Origin of the sequence: Streptomyces sp. NBC_00691, assembly GCF_036226665.1 — a bacterium.
Classification (GTDB): Bacteria; Actinomycetota; Actinomycetes; order Streptomycetales; family Streptomycetaceae; genus Streptomyces.
In genome coordinates this window covers 2,806,088-2,826,006 of record NZ_CP109007.1, presented here as the reverse complement: position 1 = coordinate 2,826,006, position 19,919 = coordinate 2,806,088, and the positions used below count along the sequence as shown (strand labels likewise).

At 70.9% G+C, this 19,919-nt stretch carries 18 protein-coding genes and 1 tRNA gene; 15 read left to right on the top strand and 4 right to left on the bottom strand.

Annotated elements, in window-relative coordinates; all coding sequences use genetic code 11:
* Positions 1–9 precede the first annotated feature (9 nt).
* Positions 10–2,880, bottom strand: a complete 2,871-nt coding sequence (locus OG392_RS12780) for a bifunctional glycosyltransferase/CDP-glycerol:glycerophosphate glycerophosphotransferase (protein WP_329278725.1) — start codon at positions 2,878–2,880, stop codon at positions 10–12.
* 393 nt (positions 2,881–3,273) lie between these two features.
* Positions 3,274–4,812 carry a DUF6056 family protein gene (locus tag OG392_RS12775; protein ID WP_329278724.1) on the bottom strand — a complete coding sequence of 513 codons (1,539 nt, stop codon included), beginning with the start codon at positions 4,810–4,812 and terminating at the stop codon, positions 3,274–3,276.
* A gap of 241 nt (positions 4,813–5,053) precedes the next feature.
* Between OG392_RS12775 and OG392_RS12770 the strand changes: the two genes are divergently transcribed.
* The 7 genes from OG392_RS12770 (at position 5,054) to OG392_RS12740 (ending at position 11,738) form a co-directional block, all read left to right on the top strand.
* Positions 5,054–6,049, top strand: a complete 996-nt coding sequence (locus OG392_RS12770; protein WP_329278721.1) for a glycosyltransferase family 2 protein — start codon at positions 5,054–5,056, stop codon at positions 6,047–6,049.
* Positions 6,049–6,516 carry a GtrA family protein gene (locus OG392_RS12765; RefSeq protein ID WP_329278719.1) on the top strand — a complete coding sequence of 156 codons (468 nt, stop codon included), beginning with the start codon at positions 6,049–6,051 and terminating at the stop codon, positions 6,514–6,516. Before OG392_RS12770 ends, OG392_RS12765 begins: the two co-directional genes overlap by 1 nt.
* 87 nt (positions 6,517–6,603) lie before the next feature.
* Entirely contained in the window at positions 6,604–7,740 is a 1,137-nt protein-coding gene (gene proB / locus OG392_RS12760) for a glutamate 5-kinase (protein WP_329287234.1), read from the top strand.
* A gap of 157 nt (positions 7,741–7,897) precedes the next feature.
* Positions 7,898–8,419, top strand: a complete 522-nt coding sequence (locus OG392_RS12755) for a hypothetical protein (RefSeq protein ID WP_329278717.1) — start codon at positions 7,898–7,900, stop codon at positions 8,417–8,419.
* Positions 8,420–8,551: 132 nt separating this feature from the next.
* On the top strand, positions 8,552–9,835 hold the full coding sequence (locus OG392_RS12750) for a glutamate-5-semialdehyde dehydrogenase (protein ID WP_329278715.1): 1,284 nt from the start codon (positions 8,552–8,554) through the stop codon (positions 9,833–9,835).
* 76 nt (positions 9,836–9,911) lie between these two features.
* Positions 9,912–10,472, top strand: coding sequence for an SCO2584 family spore wall biosynthesis protein (locus OG392_RS12745; protein WP_329278713.1), 561 nt, complete (start codon positions 9,912–9,914; stop codon positions 10,470–10,472).
* A 177-nt stretch (positions 10,473–10,649) separates the two neighbouring features.
* Complete coding sequence (locus OG392_RS12740) at positions 10,650–11,738, top strand: SCO2583 family membrane protein (protein WP_329278711.1); 1,089 nt, start codon at positions 10,650–10,652, stop codon at positions 11,736–11,738.
* Positions 11,739–11,805: 67 nt separating this feature from the next.
* Here OG392_RS12740 and OG392_RS12735 read toward each other — a convergent pair whose 3' ends face one another.
* On the bottom strand, positions 11,806–12,939 hold the full coding sequence (locus tag OG392_RS12735; RefSeq protein WP_329278709.1) for a M48 family metallopeptidase: 1,134 nt from the start codon (positions 12,937–12,939) through the stop codon (positions 11,806–11,808).
* 128 nt (positions 12,940–13,067) lie between these two features.
* Here OG392_RS12735 and OG392_RS12730 point away from each other — a divergent pair, with 128 nt between their 5' ends.
* The 7 genes from OG392_RS12730 (at position 13,068) to OG392_RS12700 (ending at position 17,340) form a co-directional block, all read left to right on the top strand.
* Positions 13,068–13,292, top strand: a complete 225-nt coding sequence (locus OG392_RS12730; protein ID WP_329287697.1) for a hypothetical protein — start codon at positions 13,068–13,070, stop codon at positions 13,290–13,292.
* Positions 13,293–13,375: 83 nt separating this feature from the next.
* Complete coding sequence (locus OG392_RS12725; protein ID WP_015033566.1) at positions 13,376–13,537, top strand: hypothetical protein; 162 nt, start codon at positions 13,376–13,378, stop codon at positions 13,535–13,537.
* A gap of 51 nt (positions 13,538–13,588) precedes the next feature.
* Positions 13,589–14,209, top strand: a complete 621-nt coding sequence (nadD, locus tag OG392_RS12720) for a nicotinate-nucleotide adenylyltransferase (protein WP_079042300.1) — start codon at positions 13,589–13,591, stop codon at positions 14,207–14,209.
* Positions 14,210–14,228: 19 nt separating this feature from the next.
* Positions 14,229–15,971, top strand: coding sequence for an LCP family protein (locus OG392_RS12715; RefSeq protein WP_329278704.1), 1,743 nt, complete (start codon positions 14,229–14,231; stop codon positions 15,969–15,971).
* 83 nt (positions 15,972–16,054) lie between these two features.
* Positions 16,055–16,522, top strand: a complete 468-nt coding sequence (gene rsfS, locus OG392_RS12710) for a ribosome silencing factor (RefSeq protein ID WP_187624535.1) — start codon at positions 16,055–16,057, stop codon at positions 16,520–16,522.
* Positions 16,519–17,172: a histidine phosphatase family protein gene (locus OG392_RS12705; RefSeq protein ID WP_329287232.1), complete on the top strand. Its 654-nt coding sequence runs from the start codon at positions 16,519–16,521 to the stop codon at positions 17,170–17,172. Before rsfS ends, OG392_RS12705 begins: the two co-directional genes overlap by 4 nt.
* Before the next feature lie 95 nt (positions 17,173–17,267).
* Positions 17,268–17,340 (top strand) — tRNA-Ala (locus OG392_RS12700).
* Positions 17,341–17,485: 145 nt separating this feature from the next.
* Here OG392_RS12700 and OG392_RS12695 read toward each other — a convergent pair.
* Positions 17,486–18,370, bottom strand: a complete 885-nt coding sequence (locus OG392_RS12695) for a helix-turn-helix transcriptional regulator (RefSeq protein WP_329278700.1) — start codon at positions 18,368–18,370, stop codon at positions 17,486–17,488.
* 101 nt (positions 18,371–18,471) lie between these two features.
* Here OG392_RS12695 and OG392_RS12690 point away from each other — a divergent pair, with 101 nt between their 5' ends.
* Entirely contained in the window at positions 18,472–19,905 is a 1,434-nt protein-coding gene (locus OG392_RS12690; protein WP_329278698.1) for an MFS transporter, read from the top strand.
* Positions 19,906–19,919 lie beyond the last annotated feature (14 nt).

Sequence of the window (19,919 nt, the reverse complement as noted above, 5' to 3'; positions counted from 1 at the left end):
TCTGCTGGGTCACTTCCCGCTCCTGGTGAAGAACTTGGCGACGATCTGACGGGCCGCGTCGCCCCGGTCGTACTCGCTGAACTCCGTGTTGAACCGCTGACGGGCCGCCGCGTACTTGGTGTCGGCCTCGTCCTTGAAGTTGGCGATCACTCCGAAGAGCTCCTCCGCCGTGTCCACGACGGGACCCGGAGCGCGCTTCTTCAGGTCGAAGTACGTGCCGCGGTTCTCCTTGGCGTACTCGTCGTAGTCGTACGTGAAGAAGATCATCGGGCGGTCGAGCAGCCCGTAGTCGAACATCACCGACGAGTAGTCGGTGATCAGCCCGTCCGCGAGAGCGAGCAGCGGGGTGATGTCGTGGTGGCCGGAGACGTCGATGACCCGTCCCCGGACCGACGGCGGCAGCGTCACGCTGTTCAGGTAGTGCGTCCTGATCAGCAGCTGATGGGTGTCGCCGAAGCGCTCCGCGAACTCCTCGACGTCGAAGGGCGCCTGGAAGGCGCGCACCTTGCCACCGGGAGCGGCACGGAAGGTCGGCGCGTAGAGCAGGACCTTCTTCTCCGGGTCGATGCCCAGTTCGGCGGCGAGCGGACCACGGTCCCGGTGACCCGTCTCGGTCTCCCGGCGGCGCGCCTCGGCGAGGTCGTCGTTGCGCGGGTAGCCGACCGGCAGCAGCACCTCGTCGCGGAGGCGGAAGCCCCGGGCGAGGGTGCGCCGGTCGTGCTCGCCACGGATCAGGAAGTGGTCGAAGCGGTCCAGGGCCTGCTGGAACGAGGCCGCCGAGGCCAGTCCGCGCGCCTTCGTGGTGGGCTCGTCGAAGCCCATCCGCTTGAGGGCGGTGCCGTGCCACGTCTGGATGTACGTGGTCCCCGGGCGCTTGGTGAGGCGCAGCGGGAAGCCCTGGTTGTCGATCCAGAACTCGGCCTGGGCGAGCGCGCGCAGGTACTGCCAGCTCCAGCGCTGCACCAGGGTGGCGTCCTCGGGGAAGCCGGTCGGCTTGGCCCCGGCGTACGACCAGACGGCCTCGAAGGGGACGCCCTGGCGGCGCATCTCCTCGTAGATCGCCTTGGGGCTGTCGCTGTACTGCTTGCCGAGGTGGCTCTCGAAGACGACCAGACCCTTGCGGATCGGCAGCTTGCTGTAGAACTCGTGGTACACCCGGAGCTTGGTCTCGCCCGAACGCAGGTCCTTCTTCGCCTTCAGCAGGCGCTTCAGGCTGGTCTTCGCGAGTCCGGCCGCGCGCCCGTGCATGGCGCCCTCGATCATCGCCGAGGTGTGCACGGCCGCCTTGCCCTCGGCACCGAGGACGTACGACAGGTTGCCCTTCTTGGTGACCTCGGGCACGAAGCGGTCGGAGACCAGCTGGGTGAGCCGCGGGCGGATCCGCAGGGTGTCGGCCTCGTCGATGGGCGTCCCGCCGACGGAGACCCGGGTCCTGAGCCGCTGGCCGTCGACCGTGAGGATCAGACGGACGTCCCAGACGGCGTCGATGATGCCGAGCGGACGGACGGTGCGGGCGACGTCGGCCCGGCCCTCCCACTCGATGCGGTCGCCGGCGTGGCGGATCGTCGTGACGGGGACCTGGACGGTCTTGCCGCCGACGCTCCGGCGGGCCGAGAACTCGAGCACCGCGCTGATCTCCGCGTCGGGGCTGATCCGGCCCAGCGGGTTGACCACGCGGCCGGCGAGGGTGACGACACCGTCGGCACTGGCGTACGAGGTCAGCCGGTTGCCCAGGACGATCGAGGTCAGCGGCCTGGAGTGGAAGTTGGACGCGGTGACGTCCAGGATCTGCCGGCCCTGCTCGGTGTCCAGGTGCTGGGCGCACCAGTAGACCTGCCCGTCCTTCTCGGCGAGCGGGGAGGTGAGGCGGCCGGAGTTGGTCAGCGCGTCGGTGGCCGGGAGGAGGTTGTCCCAGTCCTCCTTGCTCAGCAGGTACGCGCAGATGGCGTGCATGCGCTGCACCTCGTCGTACGCCTGCGGGTCTATCTCGGCGAGGTAGCCGTTGGCGACCGCGGCGAACTCGCGCCGGTAGTCCTCGTCGAGCAGCGCCAGGTCCCGGAAGTGGAGGACCAGGTCGTGCTTGAGGAACTTGATGTCCTTGCGGTACTTGAGCTCGTCGTAGCCCTTGCTCTCCAGCAGGGCGTCCACGCGCCGGTGGATCTCCATGCGGTGCACGAAGTTGGCGATCTCGTGGCGCCTGTTGCTGATCGACTTGGCGGCGGCGCTCTCCTGCACGTTCCAGTAGTAGACCGTGTTCGGGATGAGCGTGATCCGGCTCGCGGCGACGTAGGCCTGGGCCGAGAAGAGCAGGTCCTCGTAGTGGATGCCGACCGGGAACTCCAGCCCGGACTCGAGGAGGAACTCGCGGCGGTAGCACTTGTTCGTCGACAGGGTGTCGAAGGTCAGCAGGTCCGGCAGCTCGGTGATCGACTCGATGGTGCGGGTCGTCGCGTAGAGCCAGGGGTACCAGGAGGTCCGCTTCTGGTTCCGGCTGTCGAGGTGCACACGGACGCAGAGGCCGGAGACGATGTCGGAGCCGGTGCTCTCGGCGGCCTCCAGCATGTTGCGGCAGGCGTTGCGCTCGAGCACGTCGTCACTGTCGAGGAACATGACGTAATCGCCGGCGCACCGCTGGACGCCGAAGTTTCGTGGCGCGCCGCAGCCGCCACTGTTCTTCGGCAGCTGGAACGCTCTGACGCGGTCAGGGTTCCGGGCGGCGAGCGCCTGGGCCACGGCGAAGGTGTCGTCCTTGCTGCAGTCGTCGACGATCACGACCTCGACGCTGTGCAGGGTCTGTTCCAGCACCGACTGTACGGCCGTCGGCAGACGCTCTGCGTCGTTGTATGCGATGACGACCACGGAGACGTCAGGCACTTCCACCTCGATCCACTTGTCTTTCCTCCAGACACACCCAAGCTACCTGGTGTTCCCCACCCGGCTTGTCGCGCCTTCCGGCGGTTACTGCATGTGCCGTGTCCTGATCGTGATGGGCGGGCCGCGCGCGTGGGGCAACCATTCTCACGCGCCGGGAGTCGCCCGTACGGGCGTTGACTGATCAGCGGCGTCCACACGGGGCAGTGAGTGCCGGGACGGTACCTCATGTCCTCCCCCGGCCGCCTCTCCGGAGTGACGGGGAACACACCTCTCCCCCGCTTCCGGCCTCCGGAAGCGGGGGAGAGGGGGTTCGGCGTGGCGGCCGGATGTGTCCGACGCGACACGCCGGGAGGGGCCGTCGTGCGGTGTCCGCCGGACGCCGGGAGCGTCCGCCGGGCGTCAGGGGCGCTTGAGGCGGTCCACCTCGTAGTAGCGGGCCGCGCACTGGGACACCCAGTCACGCGCGTACGACCGGGTGTAGAAGGGCTCCGCGAGCCAGCCGATCTCCAGGGGTCGGTACGTCACCTCCGTGGCGCCGTTCGCGATGTCCGCGCGGATCCGTGTGTTCTGCCGGTCCCAGTCGACGCTCCGCGCCACCGTGCCGGTGGTCATCGAGTACACCGGATGCACCAGGGCGATCACGCTCGCCACGGCGAGCCCGCCCACCGCGAGCAGCGTGACCGTACGGGCGGCGCGGACGGCGGGCCGGGGGGCCACGAGCCGCCGGCCGAGCCGGTGGCCGACCCACGTGCCGTACGCGCAGAGGATGAGCAGCATCGGGACGAGGAAGTTCGTCCAGGTGCGGGCGTACGTCCAGCCGGTGATGCCGTATCCGCTGCGCAGGCCGTACGCGACGCCCAGGCTCGCGAGGGCGAGCAGCGGCAGCGGCAGGAGCGCCGCCACGATCATCACGCCCCGCGGGCGGCGCCCGGCGGGGGCGGCTGCACGGTCACGCGACGGGCCGGCGAAGACGAGGCCCAGACCCAGCAGGACGCCGACGGCGAGTGCTCCCGCGTACGCCCACTGGTCGGTGATCGTCTGCCACATGCGCCACCAGTCGTCGACGATCTCGCCCACCTCCGTGAGCGTCAGCGGCTCCTTCGGGACCTGCGCGCGGCGCCACTGCGCACCGGGAGAGGTGTAGAGGAGGGCGAGGCCGCCCGCGAGGCCGGCACAGGCGGCGGCGCACCAGACGGAGGCGTACCAGTCCTTCGCCCAGCCCAGGCGGGGCAGGCAGAGGACGCCGACGGCGGCCGCGGAGATGCCGGCCACCATGGTGAACGGCTCGCTGAGCGTCCCTATCGCCATGCCGACGAGGACCGCCGTCACCACGCCGACGACCCGGGCGCGCGGGCTGCGGGCCGCGAAGACGGCGACGACCACGGCCCAGAGGCCGATCACGCTCGGCAGCGTGTGGGAAATGGTGGCCGGGGCCCACAGCAGCACCTGGTAGGAGCGCGTACCGGCGAAGAACAGCAGCGCCTCAAGGAGCCCCACGGCGGCCACGAGCAACACTGCGGGGGGCTGCGGACGGCCGAGGGCGCGCAGCGTGGCGCGGGTGAGCAGGAAGAGCGCGAGGCCGAGTGCCACCACCAGGAAGGCGGGCAGCAGCTTCGGGCCCACCATGTCGTCGGTGTAGATCACGCCGCTGAGGAAGGCGTTGGTGACACGGCCGTTCTGGGTGTTGTAGAAGTCCGAGACCAGCCCGAACGGGCCCATGTCCCGGGCCTTCCAGAGGACGCACCAGTCGTCCGACGTGGGCCGTACGTAGAGGCCGAGGAAGGCGCCGACCGCGAGGAGCGCGCCCGATCCGACGGCGACGAGCAGCCCGACGCCGCTCAGTGCCTGCCGGAACCTGTTCCCACCTGGGGCGATGGTCTCCGCTTCGTCCTCCCGAAGCGGTACGTCGCCGTGCTCTGAGGTGGTGATTCTGCTCACCGGTGGTAGCTCCCCTGGCCATCGGCCGCTCTCAAGGTGGCGATTATGTGGAAATGCCACGCAGATTCAAGGTCTTCCGTGATGCTTTATTGTAAGGACGGCATGCCGACCGAGTCGGTTGCTCGGGACATGCCCCCCGCGGCCTTCACCCGCCTTGGACCGCAGCCCGCAGTTCGAGGAAGGGCCTGCTGGTCGTCGACTCAGGGCGCGCCCTCGCTCATCCCGATGGAGTGAACGTTCCATGACCAAACTTTCCGTCGTCGTCCCCTGCTTCAACGAAGAGGACGTCGTCGAACTGTTCGACGCACGGATGCGGCAGGTGCTCGACGCCCTCCCGGTCGACTACGAGATCTGCTACGTGGACGACGGAAGCTCGGACGGAACACTGGGCAAGCTGCGCGAAATAGCGGCACTGCACCCGATTCGCACCCAGTATGCCTCCTTCAGCCGAAACTTCGGCAAGGAGGCCGCCATGCTGGCCGGCCTGCGCAAGTCCACCGGTGACGCCGTCGTCATCATGGACGCCGACCTCCAGCACCCGCCGGAGCTCCTCGCGCGCATGCTGGACCTGCACCACCAGGGCCACGACCAGGTCATCGCGCGCCGGACCCGCGAAGGCGACAAGAAGCTCCGCTCCGCGTTGAGCCGTATGTACTACCGGGCCGTCAACCGCTGGGTCGACGTCGAACTCACCGACGGCGTCGGCGACTTCCGTCTCCTCTCCCGCCCCGCCGTCGACGCGCTGCTCTCGCTCCCCGAGTACAACCGCTTCTCCAAGGGCCTGTTCTCCTGGATCGGCTTCGACACCGTCACGTTCGACTACCAGAACGCCGCGCGCGAGGGCGGCGAGACCAAGTGGAAGTTCAGCTCCCTGGTCAACTACGGCATGGACGGGCTGATCTCCTTCAACAACCGTCCGCTGCGCATCGCCCTCTGGCTCGGGATGATGCTGAGCGGCTTCGCGGCCCTCTACGTGGTCTGGGTGGCCGTCGCCGCCATCGCCCACGGTGTCACCGCCCCCGGATACGTCACCCTGGTCGCGATCATCGTGGGCCTCGGCGGCGTGCAGATGGTGATGCTGGGTCTGATCGGTGAGTACATCGGCCGCATCTACTACGAGACCAAGCGCCGCCCGCACTTCCTCGTGAAGGAGACCCACCGCTCCTTCGGTCGCGGTACCGCCGCGCACGCCGTCGCCGAGCGCGTCCACGTCGCGGCCGTCGACGGAGAGCGCTGATGGCGGACGTGGCTCCCTCGGCGAAGCGCGCGCGGCTCGCCGAGATCTTCCGCTTCGGACTTGTCGGCGGCGTCAACACCGGTACCTTCTTCGGCTGTTACCTGCTGCTCCACCCGTGGATGCCGTACTTCGCCGCGTACTCGCTCGCCTTCGTGCTCAGCATGATCGGCTCCTTCTTCCTCAACACGTACTTCACCTACCGCACCCGGCCGACCTGGAAGAAGTTCGCCCTCTTCCCGCTCACCAACGTCACCAACTACCTGGTGCAGAGCGTCGGTCTGTACGCGCTCGTCACCTGGGCCGGAATGGACGACAGGATCGCGCCACTCGTCGCGGCGGTCGTCGCCATCCCCTTCACCTACCTCATCTCCCAGCGGATCCTCGTCCCCCGGGACAAGGGACAGGACGCCGACGGCTCCGGTCCAGGGAGCGAAACGGAGGAGCGGCAGCCCTCCCGGCTCGCGTAGATTGCCTGGCAGTCGCGGCCGGGAACACGCGGCGCGGAGGACAGCCGAGTGAGGACGACGCAGGTGGCGGCACAGGTGACGACGCAGATGACCGGAGAGCCGGGCGAGGCGAGGCGCTCTGTGACGGAGGCCCGCAGGATCGTCGTCAAGGTCGGCTCCTCCTCCCTCACCACCGCCTCCGGAGGCCTGGACGCCGACCGCGTCGACGCCCTCGTCGACGTGCTCGCCAAGGTCCGCAGCGGTGGCGAGAAGGAGGTCGTCCTCGTCTCCTCCGGTGCCATCGCCGCCGGCCTCGCACCGCTCGGCCTCACCCGCCGGCCCAAGGACCTCGCCCGGCAGCAGGCCGCCGCCAGCGTCGGCCAGGGCCTCCTCGTCGCCCGGTACACCGCCTCCTTCGCCCGTTACGGCGTCCGCGTCGGCCAGGTCCTCCTCACCACCGACGACACCAGCCGGCGCGCGCACTACCGGAACGCCTACCGGACCCTCGACCAGCTCCTCGCGATGGGCGCGCTGCCCGTCGTCAACGAGAACGACACCGTCGCCACCGACGAGATCCGCTTCGGCGACAACGACCGGCTCGCCGCCCTGGTCGCCCATCTCGTCCGCGCCGACCTGCTCGTCCTGCTCTCCGACGTCGACGGCCTCTACGACGGCGACCCGTCCAAGCCCGGCACGTCGAGGATCGCCCAGGTCGCCGGCCCCGACGACATCGCCCATGTGGAGATCGGCTCCGCCGGGAAGGCGGGCGTCGGCACCGGCGGCATGGTCACCAAGGTCGAGGCCGCCCGGATCGCCGCCGCCGCCGGCATCCCCGTGGTCCTCACCTCCGCGAGCCGTGCCGCCGACGCCCTCGCCGGGCGCGACACCGGTACGTACTTCCACCGCACCGGCCGCCGCTCCGCCGACCGGCTCCTGTGGCTGGCGCACGCCTCCACCCCGCAGGGCTCCCTCACCCTGGACGAGGGAGCCGTACGCGCCGTCGTCGAGGGCAAGAAGTCCCTGCTCGCGGCCGGTGTCGCGGGCGTCGAGGGCGACTTCGTGGCGGGCGACCCGGTCGAACTGCGCGACACCGCGGGCCGGGCCGTCGCCCGCGGTCTCGTCAACTTCGACGCCAAGGAGATGCCCCGGATGCTCGGGCGCTCCACCCCCGAGCTCGCCAAGGAGCTCGGCCCCGAGTACGAGCGCGAGGTCGTCCACCGCGACGACCTGGTCGTCATCCGCTGACCCTCGAGCCCCTCCCGAAACGGCTGAAAGTGCGGCCATCCGGAAGGGACGTTTACCAAAACCGCCCCAAGTGCCGCCTCGGGCTGGTCAACTTTGTCTCGGGGGTAAGAGAGCAGGGCGGGGTACAGCACCACACGCATCACACAGGAGGCCGCCGGTGAGACGAGCGCGCCCAGGGGCACCGCCCCGAGGGACTGCCGAACGCGCCCTGACCAGTGTCGAGGCCGGAGCCGACTTCGACGAGGCACGGGACAGGTCCACGGACACCAAGACCGAGACCACCACCGAGACACGCGAGGTTCCCGAGGCACGTGAGGCACGCGCCAAGGAACAGCCCGTGTCCAAGCTCTGGCACATCACGCTCAGCGTGTCCGGTGCGGAGTCACCGCTGAAGGAGGTGCGCCGGGGGCTCGAACAGCTGGCCCACGACCACCCCTTCCTGCTGACCAGCCGGTATGCCAACGACCACGCCGAGATCCGGTACTGGGAGGAGGCCCGCGACCTGCACGACGCCGCGGCCGTCGCCCTGCGCCTGTGGGGCGAACACCGGCAGACCGCCAAGCTTCCGCCGTGGGAGATCGTCGGTCTCGAGGTCATCGACCGCGAGACCTACCACCAGCGGATCGCGGAGGGCTACGGCCCGCCGCCGGCCGCCCCGGTCGGCGTCCACCCGTACTGACCGGGGTGTGCTCCCGGACGGGGGTCGTGTTCAGGACGCCTTCCCGTGCGAGGCGTCCCGGAACGACCGGGCCACGTCTCGGAGTGCGGGATACGTGAGGGATGTCCGCAGGGGTGCCAGTACCCTGCGGGCATGACCTCGCTCACGCCCCTCGACAACCTGTCCCCGGTCACCCGGGCCGCCTACCGGGCCCGTGGCGCCGCCGCCGAAATCGCGCCACTCCCGCGCGCGGCCAAGGACGACGCCCTGCTGGCGATCGCGGACGCCCTCGAAGTGCGCACCGCCGAGATCGTCGAGGCCAACGCCGAGGACATCGCCAAGGCCCGCGAAGCCGGGACCAGTGAGGCGATCATCGACCGTCTCACCCTCAACCCCGAGCGCATCCGGGCCATCGCCGCCGACGTCCGCGACGTGGCCGCGCTGCCCGACCCCGTCGGCGAGGTCGTCCGCGGCTCGACCCTGCCCAACGGCATCGACCTGCGCCAGGTCCGCGTCCCGCTCGGCGTCGTCGGCATCATCTACGAGGCCCGGCCCAACGTCACCGTCGACGCCGCCGCCCTCTGCCTCAAGTCCGGCAACGCCGTCCTGCTCCGCGGCTCCTCCTCCGCCTACGCCTCCAACAGCGCCCTGGTGAAGGTCCTGCGCGACGCCGTCGGCGGCGCCGGACTGCCCGCGGACGCCATCCAGCTCGTCCCCGGCGAGTCCCGCGACTCGGTCCGTGAGCTGATGCGCGCCCGCGGCCTCGTCGACGTCCTCATCCCGCGCGGCGGAGCCTCCCTGATCCGGACGGTCGTCGAGGAGTCCACCGTCCCGGTCATCGAGACCGGCACCGGCAACTGCCACGTCTACGTCGACGCGCAGACCGACCTCGACATGGCCGTCGACATCCTGATCAACTCCAAGGCCCACCGGGTCAGCGTCTGCAACGCCGCCGAGACCCTCCTCGTCCACCAGGACATCGCCGCCGCCTTCCTGCCCCGGGCCCTCGACGCGCTCGCCGAGGCCGGCGTCACCGTCCACGCCGACGAGCGGGTCACCGCCTTCGCCGAGGGCTCCAAGGCCACCGTCGTACCGGCCACGCCGGAGGACTGGGAGACCGAGTACCTCTCGTACGACATCGCCGCCGCCGTCGTCGACTCCCTCGACAAGGCCGTCGAGCACATCCGTACCTGGTCCTCCGGCCACACCGAGGCGATCGTGACCACCTCGCAGGCCGCGGCGCGCCGCTTCACCCAGCTGGTCGACTCCACCACGGTCGCCGTGAACGCCTCCACACGGTTCACGGACGGCGGACAGTTCGGCTTCGGCGCGGAGATCGGCATCTCCACCCAGAAGCTGCACGCCCGGGGCCCCATGGGCCTCCCGGAGCTCACCTCGACCAAGTACATCGTCACCGGTGACGGTCACGTGCGGTAACCACTCCTTTCGGTACGGGCGGGGAGGGTTCGCACTCTCCCTGCCCAAAACCACCTCGCGGGTCTACTCTGAATCCGTGCCGGACGACGTGGGGGGCATGCCGTTCCAGGACGGCGGGGACCCTGAGGACTCTGTCGACCGCGGAGGCGCCGACGAGGTCTACGCCGACGTGGTCTTCGACGAGGACTTCGTCCGGGCCGCGACCGTCCACGAACCCAGCGCCGTCGAACGGCTCCTCGCCGCCGCCCAGGCCCGCGCGGAGGCCGAGTCGGCCCGCGCCCTCACCGGCGGCGGATCGGGCGACGACGACCTCTACGAGGACTTCCACGACTCCTCCGGCCTCACCTACGAGCCGGACGACATCGGCGACGACGCCAGCCCCTACGGCCGCCACGGCGGCGCCCTGCGCCCCTACCGGGGCAGCGCCCGCTGGCACCGGCCCGTCGCCTGGCTCCTCGCCCTCGTCATGGGCATCGGCATGGTCGCCCTGGCGTTCAGCGCCGTCTACCGGGGTGCGGCCGCCAACCGCCAGGACCAGGTCCCGCCGCCGGCCACGACCGGCGTCGACACGCCCAACCCGAACCCGGCCCCGCCCGCCGCCTACGCGCCCGCCGCCCGCTCCGCGTCCCCCAAGTAGGCACGCTCCGCGTCCCCCGCGACGCGGTCCGCAGCCGCCCCGGCGCGGTCCCTTTCCCCCAGGTGGCCGATCCGCACGGTTCCACGTCGCCGCGCACTCACCCTGACGGCGGAATTCTTCCGAACTTGTCGTGTACCTGGGCGTTTATCGAAGCCCCCGCAGACCTACCCTGAAGGTATGGCAGGGCGTGGCGACCCGCCTGAGGGGACACCCGAGGGTCTCCCCGGTGGTGAGGACGAGTACAGGTCCGTCGTCTTCGACGAGGCGTTCGTCCGCGCTGCCCACCTCCAGGAATTCTCGGCCCGCGAGCGGATGGGCGGCGAGCACGCCGAGGCCGTCCGCAGCCGCCCCTCGTCCTGGGAGGGCCGGAGCGGCTCCCGCCAGGCCCTCATGCTGGTGCTGCTGATCCTCCTCGCCTTCGGTACAGCCATCTATCTGGGCGTCCGCAACCCCTACCAGCCGCCCGTCGACCTGCGGGCCGAGCCACTGCGGACCACGGTGGTCCCGCTCGCCCCGCAGGGCCCCGTCGTCGGCGGTCTGCCCGACCGGCTCTTCGACCACAGCCCGGTCGCCGAGTACCGCAAGGGGGCCGCCGGCATCAACTTCCCCGTCGCCGGGCGCACCACCCATTTCGCCGAGAGCCAGGTCGTCGCCGCCCTGAGCATCGCCAAGGAGTATCTGGTGGCCTCGTCCCTGGAACCCGACGTCCTGTCCGGGGTCACCGTGCGGCCCGCGCGCCTGCTGCTCGACCCCGACCAGCTGGAACAGTTCGACCGGAGCGTGGAGGCACCGGCCGACGACGGCCGGCACGCCCTCGCCGCCTGGCTGGTCCGCTTCGACCCGCGCCAGGCCGTCCTGGCGGACCCTGCCGTCCGTGTCCAGGGCACTCTCCGCTTCGAGGAGACCGGACCCGACACCCTGGACGTCACCGCGGACCACACGTACACCTACGCCCTCCGCCCGGCGGCCCGGGGCGCGGGACCGGTCGGCCAGGCCTCGCTCTTCACCGTCCACCGCGAGGTGCACTTCCGCTTCGACCCGGAGGACCTGCGCATGCACCGGGCCGAGCTGGTGACCAGCACCGTCGAGGCGGGCCCCCAGGCCTGCGGCGCGGACACCACCGGCTCCCTGAAGCCGCTCCTCGCCGGAGCGCGGGCCCCCGAGGCGGGCGGCGGACCCCTGGTCACCGACCCGTACGCCACGGGCCGACCCGCCGCCCCCTCCCTGTGCGGAGCCCTGGCGCCGGGCGCTCAGCCCTCGCTGTGATCCCGCCACCGGGCGCGGGCGCTCGCGAACCCGCCGCGCTACCGGGGGCGCTCGCGAACCCGCCGCGCTACCGGGCGCCCCCGGCAGTGCCTTCCGGGCCACTCTTGCCGTCCTCGGCGGTCCCGGTGGATCCGTCCGTCCCCGAGGCGTCCGGCTTCTTCGGGTCCTGGCCGCCGCCGAAGGCGTTACGCAGCTTCCCGCCCAGGTCGCCCGCCAGGTCGCCGGCGCCGCCGGCTATGTCGCCGACGAGCTTCATCAGCGGATCCTTGCTGGTCCGCACGGTGTCGGCATAGTGCCCGGCAGACTCGCGGAAGGAGTCCGTGACCGAGGTGTCCTTGTCCTCCGAGCGCTTCGGGTAGTGGCCGTCCATGATCCGCTGGAAGTCGCGGCTCTCCGACCACTTCTTCAGCTCCGCCGCCCGGACCGTGGTGAAGGGGTGCGTGCGCGGCAGCACGTTGAGGATCTTGAGGACCGAGTCCCGCAGGTCCCCGGCCTTCTCGTACTCGTCGGCCTGGGCGAGGAACGCGTCCACGTTCATCTCGTGGAGGTGGTTGCCGCCGGCGATCTTCATCAGACCGCGCATCGAGGCCCGCACGTCCTGCCCGACGAGGAGCCCGGCCCGGTCGGCGGAGAGCTCCGACTTGCGGAACCACTCGCGCAGGGCCGTGACGATGGCCATGATCGCGACGTTCCCCAGCGGGATCCAGGCGATCTTGAGGGCCAGGCCGGTGAGGAAGAGCAGCACCGTGCGGTACACGGAGTGCCCGGACAGGGCGTGGCCGACCTCGTGGCCGACGACCGCACGCATCTCCTCCTCGTCGAGGAGCTCCACCAGGCCGGTGGTGACGACGATGATCGGCTCGTCCAGGCCGATGCACATCGCGTTGGGCTTCGGGTCCTGCGTCACGTACATCGGCGGGACCTTCTCCAGGTCCAGGATGTAACAGGCGTCCCGCAGCATGTCGTTGAGATGGCTGAACTGCGCGTCGCTCACCCGGACGGAGTCCGAGAGGAAGAGCAGTCGCAGACTGCGCTCCGGCAGCAGTCCGCTGAGCGCCTTGAAGACCGTGTCGAACCCGCTGAGCTTGCGCACCGCCACCAGCGCCGAGCGGTCGGCCGGATGCTCGTAGGCCCGCGAGGAGATGCCGGGGAACCGCTTCCGCTGCCTGCTCGGCACGTTCCCCTGGTCGTTCTCGGTCATGGATGCCCCCTGTTCGTACGAGTCGGTGCTCGTCCCCCTGACGAACCCCAGCCTAGGTGCTGGCGCTACCGTGTGCCGGGGCCTGTGGATAACTCGGGCACCGAGGACGACCGAGGAGCACGACCGACATGCCGGACACCGTCGACACCGCCACCGCCCTGCTCGCCGCCGCCGCGCAGCAGGGGCCGGGTGACACGCTCCGCATCGTCCTGCTGGTCTCGATCGTGGGCGGCGCGCTGCTCGCCTGGTTCCTGCTGCGCGGCTACCGCACCGACGACTCGGGCGACGCCGGCACCGGCGGCGGCGCCGATGGCGGTCCGAGCGGCAACACGGACCGTGACGCGAGTGCCTGAGTCGGCGTGAGCCCGCCGGGACCGCCCGCATACGATGTGCGCGAAGTCTCCGCTCCCATCCCCGATCGTTAGGTCTGCCGAAGATGAGCCTCCACAGCACCGCCGCCAACCTGGTCACTCTCGCCGAGGGCGCCGAGCACGGCGGCAACCACGACAGCCTCAGCCCCTACCTCACCGGCTTCGGCGCCTTCGGTGCCCTGCTCCTGCTGCTGTGGATCACCACCCGCTTCAACCGCGACCGCTGAACCGGCGACCCTGATCAGGCGTCCGCTGCCGTGCCAGTAGGCTCTGCACGCATGGGAGAGCAGGAAATGCCTACTGGCGGGCGCGGGAAGCGCCGACTCGGGGTGATGGGCGGAACCTTCGACCCGATCCACCACGGACACCTGGTGGCGGCCAGCGAGGTCGCCGCCCTGTTCCACCTGGACGAGGTCGTGTTCGTGCCGACCGGGCAGCCGTGGCAGAAGAGCGACCGGGCCGTGTCGGCGGCCGAGGACCGTTATCTGATGACGGTCATCGCGACGGCCTCCAACCCGCAGTTCTCGGTCAGCCGGATCGACATCGACCGCGGCGGGGCGACCTACACCATCGACACCCTGCGGGACCTGCGCTCCCTCAACAGTGACTCGGACCTCTTCTTCATCACCGGGGCCGACGCGCTGTCGCAGATCCTCACCTGGCGCGACGCCGAGGAACTCTTCTCGCTCGCGCACTTCATCGGCGTCACCCGGCCGGGCCACGACCTCACCGACGACGGACTGCCCAAGGGCGGTGTCTCGCTGGTCGAGGTGCCCGCGCTCGCCATCTCCTCCACCGACTGCCGGGCGAGGGTCGCACAGGGCGATCCCGTCTGGTATCTGGTCCCGGACGGCGTGGTGCGCTACATCGACAAGCGCCAGCTGTACCGCGGCGAGTGAGCTTCGGGGAGGGCCACCGGTGAACGACCAGCAGCAGCCGTACGACCCGTACTATCCGCAGCCGCAGATCATCGGCTACGACGAGTACGGGCAGCCGGTGTACCAGCAGCACCAGCAGCAGGCACAGCAGCAGCCGCAGCAGGGCTACGGCTACGACCCGTACGCCCAGCAGCAGCATCCGGAGCAGCAGCAGTACCAGGGGCAGCCGCAGCAACCGCAGCACGCTCAGCAGCCCCAGCAGTATCAAGGACAGCCCCAGCAGGCTCAGCAGCCCCAGCCGTCCCACGAGCCGCAGTACGACCCGTACGGACAGCAGGGCTACAGCTACCCCTCCTACGACACGGGGCAGCAGTGGGCCGCCCAGCCCGAAGCCGCCGCTCCCGTCGCCCCCGCCGCACACCCCGTGGCGCCGGCCGCGTCCGTCGCGGCGCCCGCCGGGGTCCCCGGCCAGCGCCCCGCCTCCGAGCGCCCCGCACAGGCCCGGCCCGCCGCCGACGACCGTGAGTACCGCACCGAGCAGTTCTCGTTCATCGAGGAGCCGGACGAGGACTCCGAGGACGTCATCGACTGGCTGAAGTTCACCGAGAGCCGTTCCGAGCGGCGTGAGGAGGCCAGGCGCCGGGGCCGCAACCGGATCATCGCCCTCGTCGTCGTGCTCGTCCTCGCCGTCGTGGGCGGCGTCGGCTACCTCTGGTCCGCGGGCATGCTCCCCGGAGGGTCCGAGGAGGAGGCGAAGGGGAACACCGCGACCGGTCCGCAGAAGCGCGACACGATCGTCGTCCACCTCCACAACACCACGGGAGGCGGCACCTCCACCGTCCTGCTCGTCAACAACACCACCACCCGCCAGGGCACCTCGGTCCTGATCCCCAACTCCGTCGTCGTCGCCGACGGAGAGGGCGCCGCCACCACCCTCGGCAAGTCGGTCGAGGACGACGGCTCCAGCGGGACCCGCGAGGCGATCGGCAACCTGCTCGGCGCCCCGATCGCCGGCACCTGGCGCCTGGACACGCCGTACCTGGACACCCTCGTCGACCTTGTCAGCGGAATCGAGACGGACACCGACACCGACGTGCCGGATTCGAAGAAGGGCGCCGATCCGCTGGTCAGGAAGGGCGAGAAGCAGTCCCTGAACGGCCGCGCCGCCGTCGCCTACGCGACCTACCGCGCCCCCGGCGAGGCCGAGACCAAGCAGCTCCAGCGCTTCGGCCAGGTCATGTTCGCGGTGCTGCGCAAGATCTCGGACAATCCCGAGTCCGCCACGATGACCGTCGAGAGCCTCACCCAGATCTTCGACCCCTCGCTCTCCGAGAAGGACCTGGGCGCCGCCCTGGCCAAGCTCGCCGAGCACGCCAAGGTCGGCGACTACAAGACCGCCCTGCTCCCGGTGGGCCAGGACGGCGCGCTCACCGAGGGCGCGAGCGACAGTGTGGTGAAGGACATCCTGGGCGGAAAGGTCACCGCCCCCGAGGCGGGCGACGTCCCCCGGGTCTCGCTCCGGGACGGTTCCGGCAAGAAGGCGAGCGAGGCGGCCCGGATCGTCCTGATCAACGGCGGCTTCGCCCTCGTGGGCGGCGGCGACGCGGACACCCAGGCGAAGTCGCAGGTCGTCTACGGTGACGACCTCCAGAAGGCGACGGCGGCCGAGGTGGCCAAGACGCTGGGTCTGCCGGCCGGCTCGGTCACCAAGGGCAAGCCCTCGGGAGCGGCCGCCGTGACCGTGATTCTGGGCCAGGACTACAAGGTCCCGGGGGCCCGGTAACGGCGCTCCGGAAAACTTTGGCGGGGCCGTCGGCGGTCCGTGAGACCCTGGAGGGGTACTGGACCGCCGACGAAAGCCTGCTTGTGACCGCCACGGATCGTTCCATCGAGCTCGTCAACGCCGCCGCTCAGGCGGCCGCCGACCGGCTCGCGCACGACATCATCGCGTACGACGTCAGCGATGTGCTGTCGATCACCGACGCCTTCCTGCTCGCCTCCGCGCCCAACGACCGCCAGGTCAAGTCGATCGTCGACGAGATCGAGGAGCGCCTCAACAAGGACCTCGGCGCCAAGCCGGTCCGCCGTGAGGGCGACCGCGACGCGCGCTGGATCCTCCTGGACTACGTCGACATCGTCGTCCACGTCCAGCACAGCGAGGAGCGTGTCTTCTACGCGCTCGAGCGCCTGTGGAAGGACTGCCCCGAGCTCGAGCTCCCCGAGGACGCGGCGAAGACCCGCGGCAAGGGTGCCGAGCACGCCGAACTGACCGGCGTCGACCTCTCCGAGCACGCCGCCGGGCTGCCCGACGGACCGGACGGTGAGCTGAGCTGAGCACCACCAAGAGCGGCACTGGGCGCCGCATCGTCCTCTGGCGTCACGGCCAGACCTCCTGGAACCTGGAGCGCCGTTTCCAGGGCTCGACCGACATCGAGCTCACGGAGACCGGCGTCTCCCAGGCGCGCCGGGCCGCCCGGCTGCTCGCCGCGCTGAAGCCGGACGCCATCGTGGCCTCCGACCTGAAGCGGGCGGCGGCCACCGCCGCCGAGCTGGCCGTGCTCACCGGCCACGCCGTCGCTCACGACTCCGCGCTGCGCGAGACGTACGCGGGGGAGTGGCAGGGACTGACCCACGACGAGATCGTGGCGCGGTACGGCGAGCAGTACGCCGCGTGGAAGCGCGGCGAGCCCGTGCGCCGGGGCGGCGGCGAACTGGAGACCGAGGTGGCCGACCGGGCCGCCCCGGTGGTCCTGGAGCACGCCGACAAACTTCCCGAGGACGGCACGCTCGTCGTGGTCAGCCACGGCGGCACCATCCGCACCACCATCGGCCGGCTCCTCGGTCTGGAGTCCCAGCACTGGGAGAGCCTCGGTGGCCTCTCGAACTGCTGCTGGTCGGTGCTCGGCGAGGGCGCGCGCGGCTGGCGTCTGATGGAGCACAACGCGGGCACGCTGCCCGAGCCGGTCCTCGGCGACGACGACTGAGCCCCACGACCGGCCTGCCGGACCCGGATTTCACTTTCCGGCAGGTCACAGGCTAAAGTTCTTCTTGTTCGCAGCGCAGAGCGCGAAGAACACGAGGGGCTATAGCTCAGTTGGTAGAGCGCCTGCATGGCATGCAGGAGGTCAGGAGTTCAATTCTCCTTAGCTCCACAATCACCGGATCCCGTCCCCAGCAGGGGGCGGGATTCGTCGTTCCAGGGGCCCGTCGTTTCGAGGGTCGGTTCCCTCGTTCCAGGGTGCGTCGGCCGACTGGTCGGGGCGGTCGGGGCGGTCGGGTCGGTCCGTTTCGGCCGTCCTACGAGGTCGGTCGTTCCGTCAGCTCCCGCAGGGACGCGAGTCCGTGGCGGCTCTCCTCGTCGTTCGGCGTGTAGGCCACGATCCGGCACTCCGGCATCCCGTTCACCGAGAGGGAGACCGAGGTCATCCGGACCTCCCCGGTCCGCTCGTGGCGGAAGATCTTCACCCGTGTCCCCGGCGGGACCACGTCGCCGCTGCGCCACAGCCGGGCGAATTCCGGGCTGGCCTCCGCCAGGGCCCGTACGAACTCCTCCCAGGCCGGCTCCCCGACATGGCGGCCGTACGCGCCCCGCAGCTGGGCCACCATCAGCGGCAGCTCCCGCTTCCGGTCCACCACCGGGCAGGTGGGCCCGGGCACGCTGAACAGCGCCCACAGCACGTTGCGTATGCCGAACGGGCCCGTGTCCAGATCGTCCCGGCCCTCCTGGAAGAAGAGCAGCTCGTACATGGCGTTGGTCGCGAGCACGTCGTACCGCGCGTTGTAGAGCACCGCGGGGTGCGGGTCCAGGGCGTCCAGGATGCCCTGGATCTCCGGGCTGACCACCGCCACGTCCGATGCCGACCGTTCGGGCGCGTACGGCACCTCGGCCAGGTGGTAGAGGTGCTCGCGCTCGGGCCGGTCCAGCCGGAGTGTCCTGGCCACCGCGTCGAGCACCTGCGCCGAGGCGTTGATCGGGCGCCCCTGCTCCAGCCACGTGTACCAGGTGACGCCGACGCCGGAGAGCTGGGCGACCTCCTCGCGGCGCAGCCCCGGCGTGCGGCGGCGGAGCCCCGGAGGCATCCCGACGTCCTCCGGTGTCACCCTGGCCCGGCGGCTGCGCAGGAACGCGGCCAGCTCCGGTCGTCGGCGTCGCTGTGTCGGTACCGCTGCCACGATCGTCACACCCCCATGGTCGAGTCCCCGTGCCGCCGCTGCCAGGTGGTGTCAGTACCAGCATCGGCGGGCTCTCGTTACCCGTATCCGATCGACGTCACGCTCGGCGTATGACCTCGACCACAACACGTCCCGTACTCAGTAAAGACGGTGGCACCGACAACCGGCCCGGGCTGTTGCTCGGCGTGGTCCTCGCCGCCCAGTTCATGGCGCTCCTCGACGTCTTCATCGTCAACGTCGCCGCGCCCACGATCCGTGTCGAGCTCTCCGCGTCCGGAGCCGCGCTCCAGCTCGTCGTCGCCGGATACACCGTCGCCTACGCGGTGTTGCTCATCACCGGGGCCCGTCTCGGCGCCCTCGTCGGGCACCGTCGGATGTACCTCGGCGGTCTCGCCCTCTTCACCGCGGCTTCTCTCGCCTGCGGACTCGCCGCGGGCACCGACCAGTTGATCGCCTTCCGGATCGCGCAGGGCGCGGGCTCCGCCCTGATGATCCCTCAGGTGCTGAGCCTCATCCAGCGCGAGTTCACCGGCGAGCGCCGCGTGAAGGCGCTCAGCGCGTACTCCGCGGTCCTGGCCACCGGCGCCGCCGCCGGGCAGGTCGTGGGCGGGCTCCTGGTGAGCGCCGACCTCTTCGGCACCGGCTGGCGGCCCGTCTTCCTCGTCAACGTCCCCATCGGCATCGCCCTGCTCGCCCTCGGCGCCCGCGTCCTGCCCCAGGACGCGCCGACCCGGGCCACGCGTGCGCGTGCCCTGGATCTCCCCGGCCTCGTCCTGCTCGCCGGCGCCGTGTCCCTGCTGACCGTCCCCCTGGTCCTCGGCCAGGAAGAGGACTGGCCTCTGTGGTCCTGGCTCTCGCTCGGCGGCTCCCTGGTGGTCCTCGCCCTCTTCGGCGCGTACGAGTCCCGCCTCGCCCGGCGCGGCGGCGCGCCGCTCATCGCCCCGCGTGTGCTGCGGCTCCCCGGCATGGGACGGGCCGTCCTGTGGATCGCGGTGTCGATGGGAGTCAACGCCGGATTCCTGTTCACCCTCACCCTGCATCTGCAGGGCGGACTCGGCCACAGCGCGCTGCGCGCCGGGCTCACCTTCGGTCCCGCCGCCGTCGTCTTCGGCGCCGTAGGACTGACCTGGCGGCGCTGGCCGGCCCGGTTCCACCGCGCGCTGATCCCCGGCGGATTCCTGCTCGCCGCCGCGGGGGCCCTCGGCGTGGGCGGGGTGCTCGCGGACGGCGGCGCCGGTGGCTGGGGGCTCTATCCGGCCCTGGGTGCGCTCGGCGCCGGGATCTCGCTGGCCTTCAGCCCCGCCCTGACCGGTGCGCTGGCCACCGTACGACCGGAGGACGCGGCCGACGCGAGCGGCCTGCTCGCCACCGTCACCCAGCTCGGTCAGCTCATCGGGGTCGCCGCGTTCGGGACCCTGTTCCTCGCCGCGGCGGAGGGGTCCGGAGCACAGAACTCCGCCGACGCGCTGTGGACGACCATGATCGCCCTGGCAGTCGCGGCCCTCGCCGGCGCGGCGGCCGGACCGTGGCGTCGAGCACGCTGACCCCCTTGCGGGGC

Excerpts from the sequence above, each read along its gene's own strand:
- OG392_RS12750 (WP_329278715.1), top strand. The coding sequence starts at position 8,552 with ATGACCTCGCTCACGCCCCTCGACAACCTGTCCCCGGTCACCCGGGCC.
- OG392_RS12725 (WP_015033566.1), top strand. The coding sequence starts at position 13,376 with ATGAGCCTCCACAGCACCGCCGCCAACCTGGTCACTCTCGCCGAGGGC.
- OG392_RS12730 (WP_329287697.1), top strand. The coding sequence starts at position 13,068 with ATGCCGGACACCGTCGACACCGCCACCGCCCTGCTCGCCGCCGCCGCG.
- OG392_RS12770 (WP_329278721.1), top strand. The coding sequence starts at position 5,054 with ATGACCAAACTTTCCGTCGTCGTCCCCTGCTTCAACGAAGAGGACGTC.
- OG392_RS12690 (WP_329278698.1), top strand. The coding sequence starts at position 18,472 with ATGACCTCGACCACAACACGTCCCGTACTCAGTAAAGACGGTGGCACC.
- OG392_RS12735 (WP_329278709.1), bottom strand. The coding sequence starts at position 12,939 with ATGACCGAGAACGACCAGGGGAACGTGCCGAGCAGGCAGCGGAAGCGG.
- nadD (WP_079042300.1), top strand. The coding sequence starts at position 13,589 with ATGGGAGAGCAGGAAATGCCTACTGGCGGGCGCGGGAAGCGCCGACTC.
- OG392_RS12740 (WP_329278711.1), top strand. The coding sequence starts at position 10,650 with ATGGCAGGGCGTGGCGACCCGCCTGAGGGGACACCCGAGGGTCTCCCC.
- proB (WP_329287234.1), top strand. The coding sequence starts at position 6,604 with ATGACCGGAGAGCCGGGCGAGGCGAGGCGCTCTGTGACGGAGGCCCGC.
- OG392_RS12765 (WP_329278719.1), top strand. The coding sequence starts at position 6,049 with ATGGCGGACGTGGCTCCCTCGGCGAAGCGCGCGCGGCTCGCCGAGATC.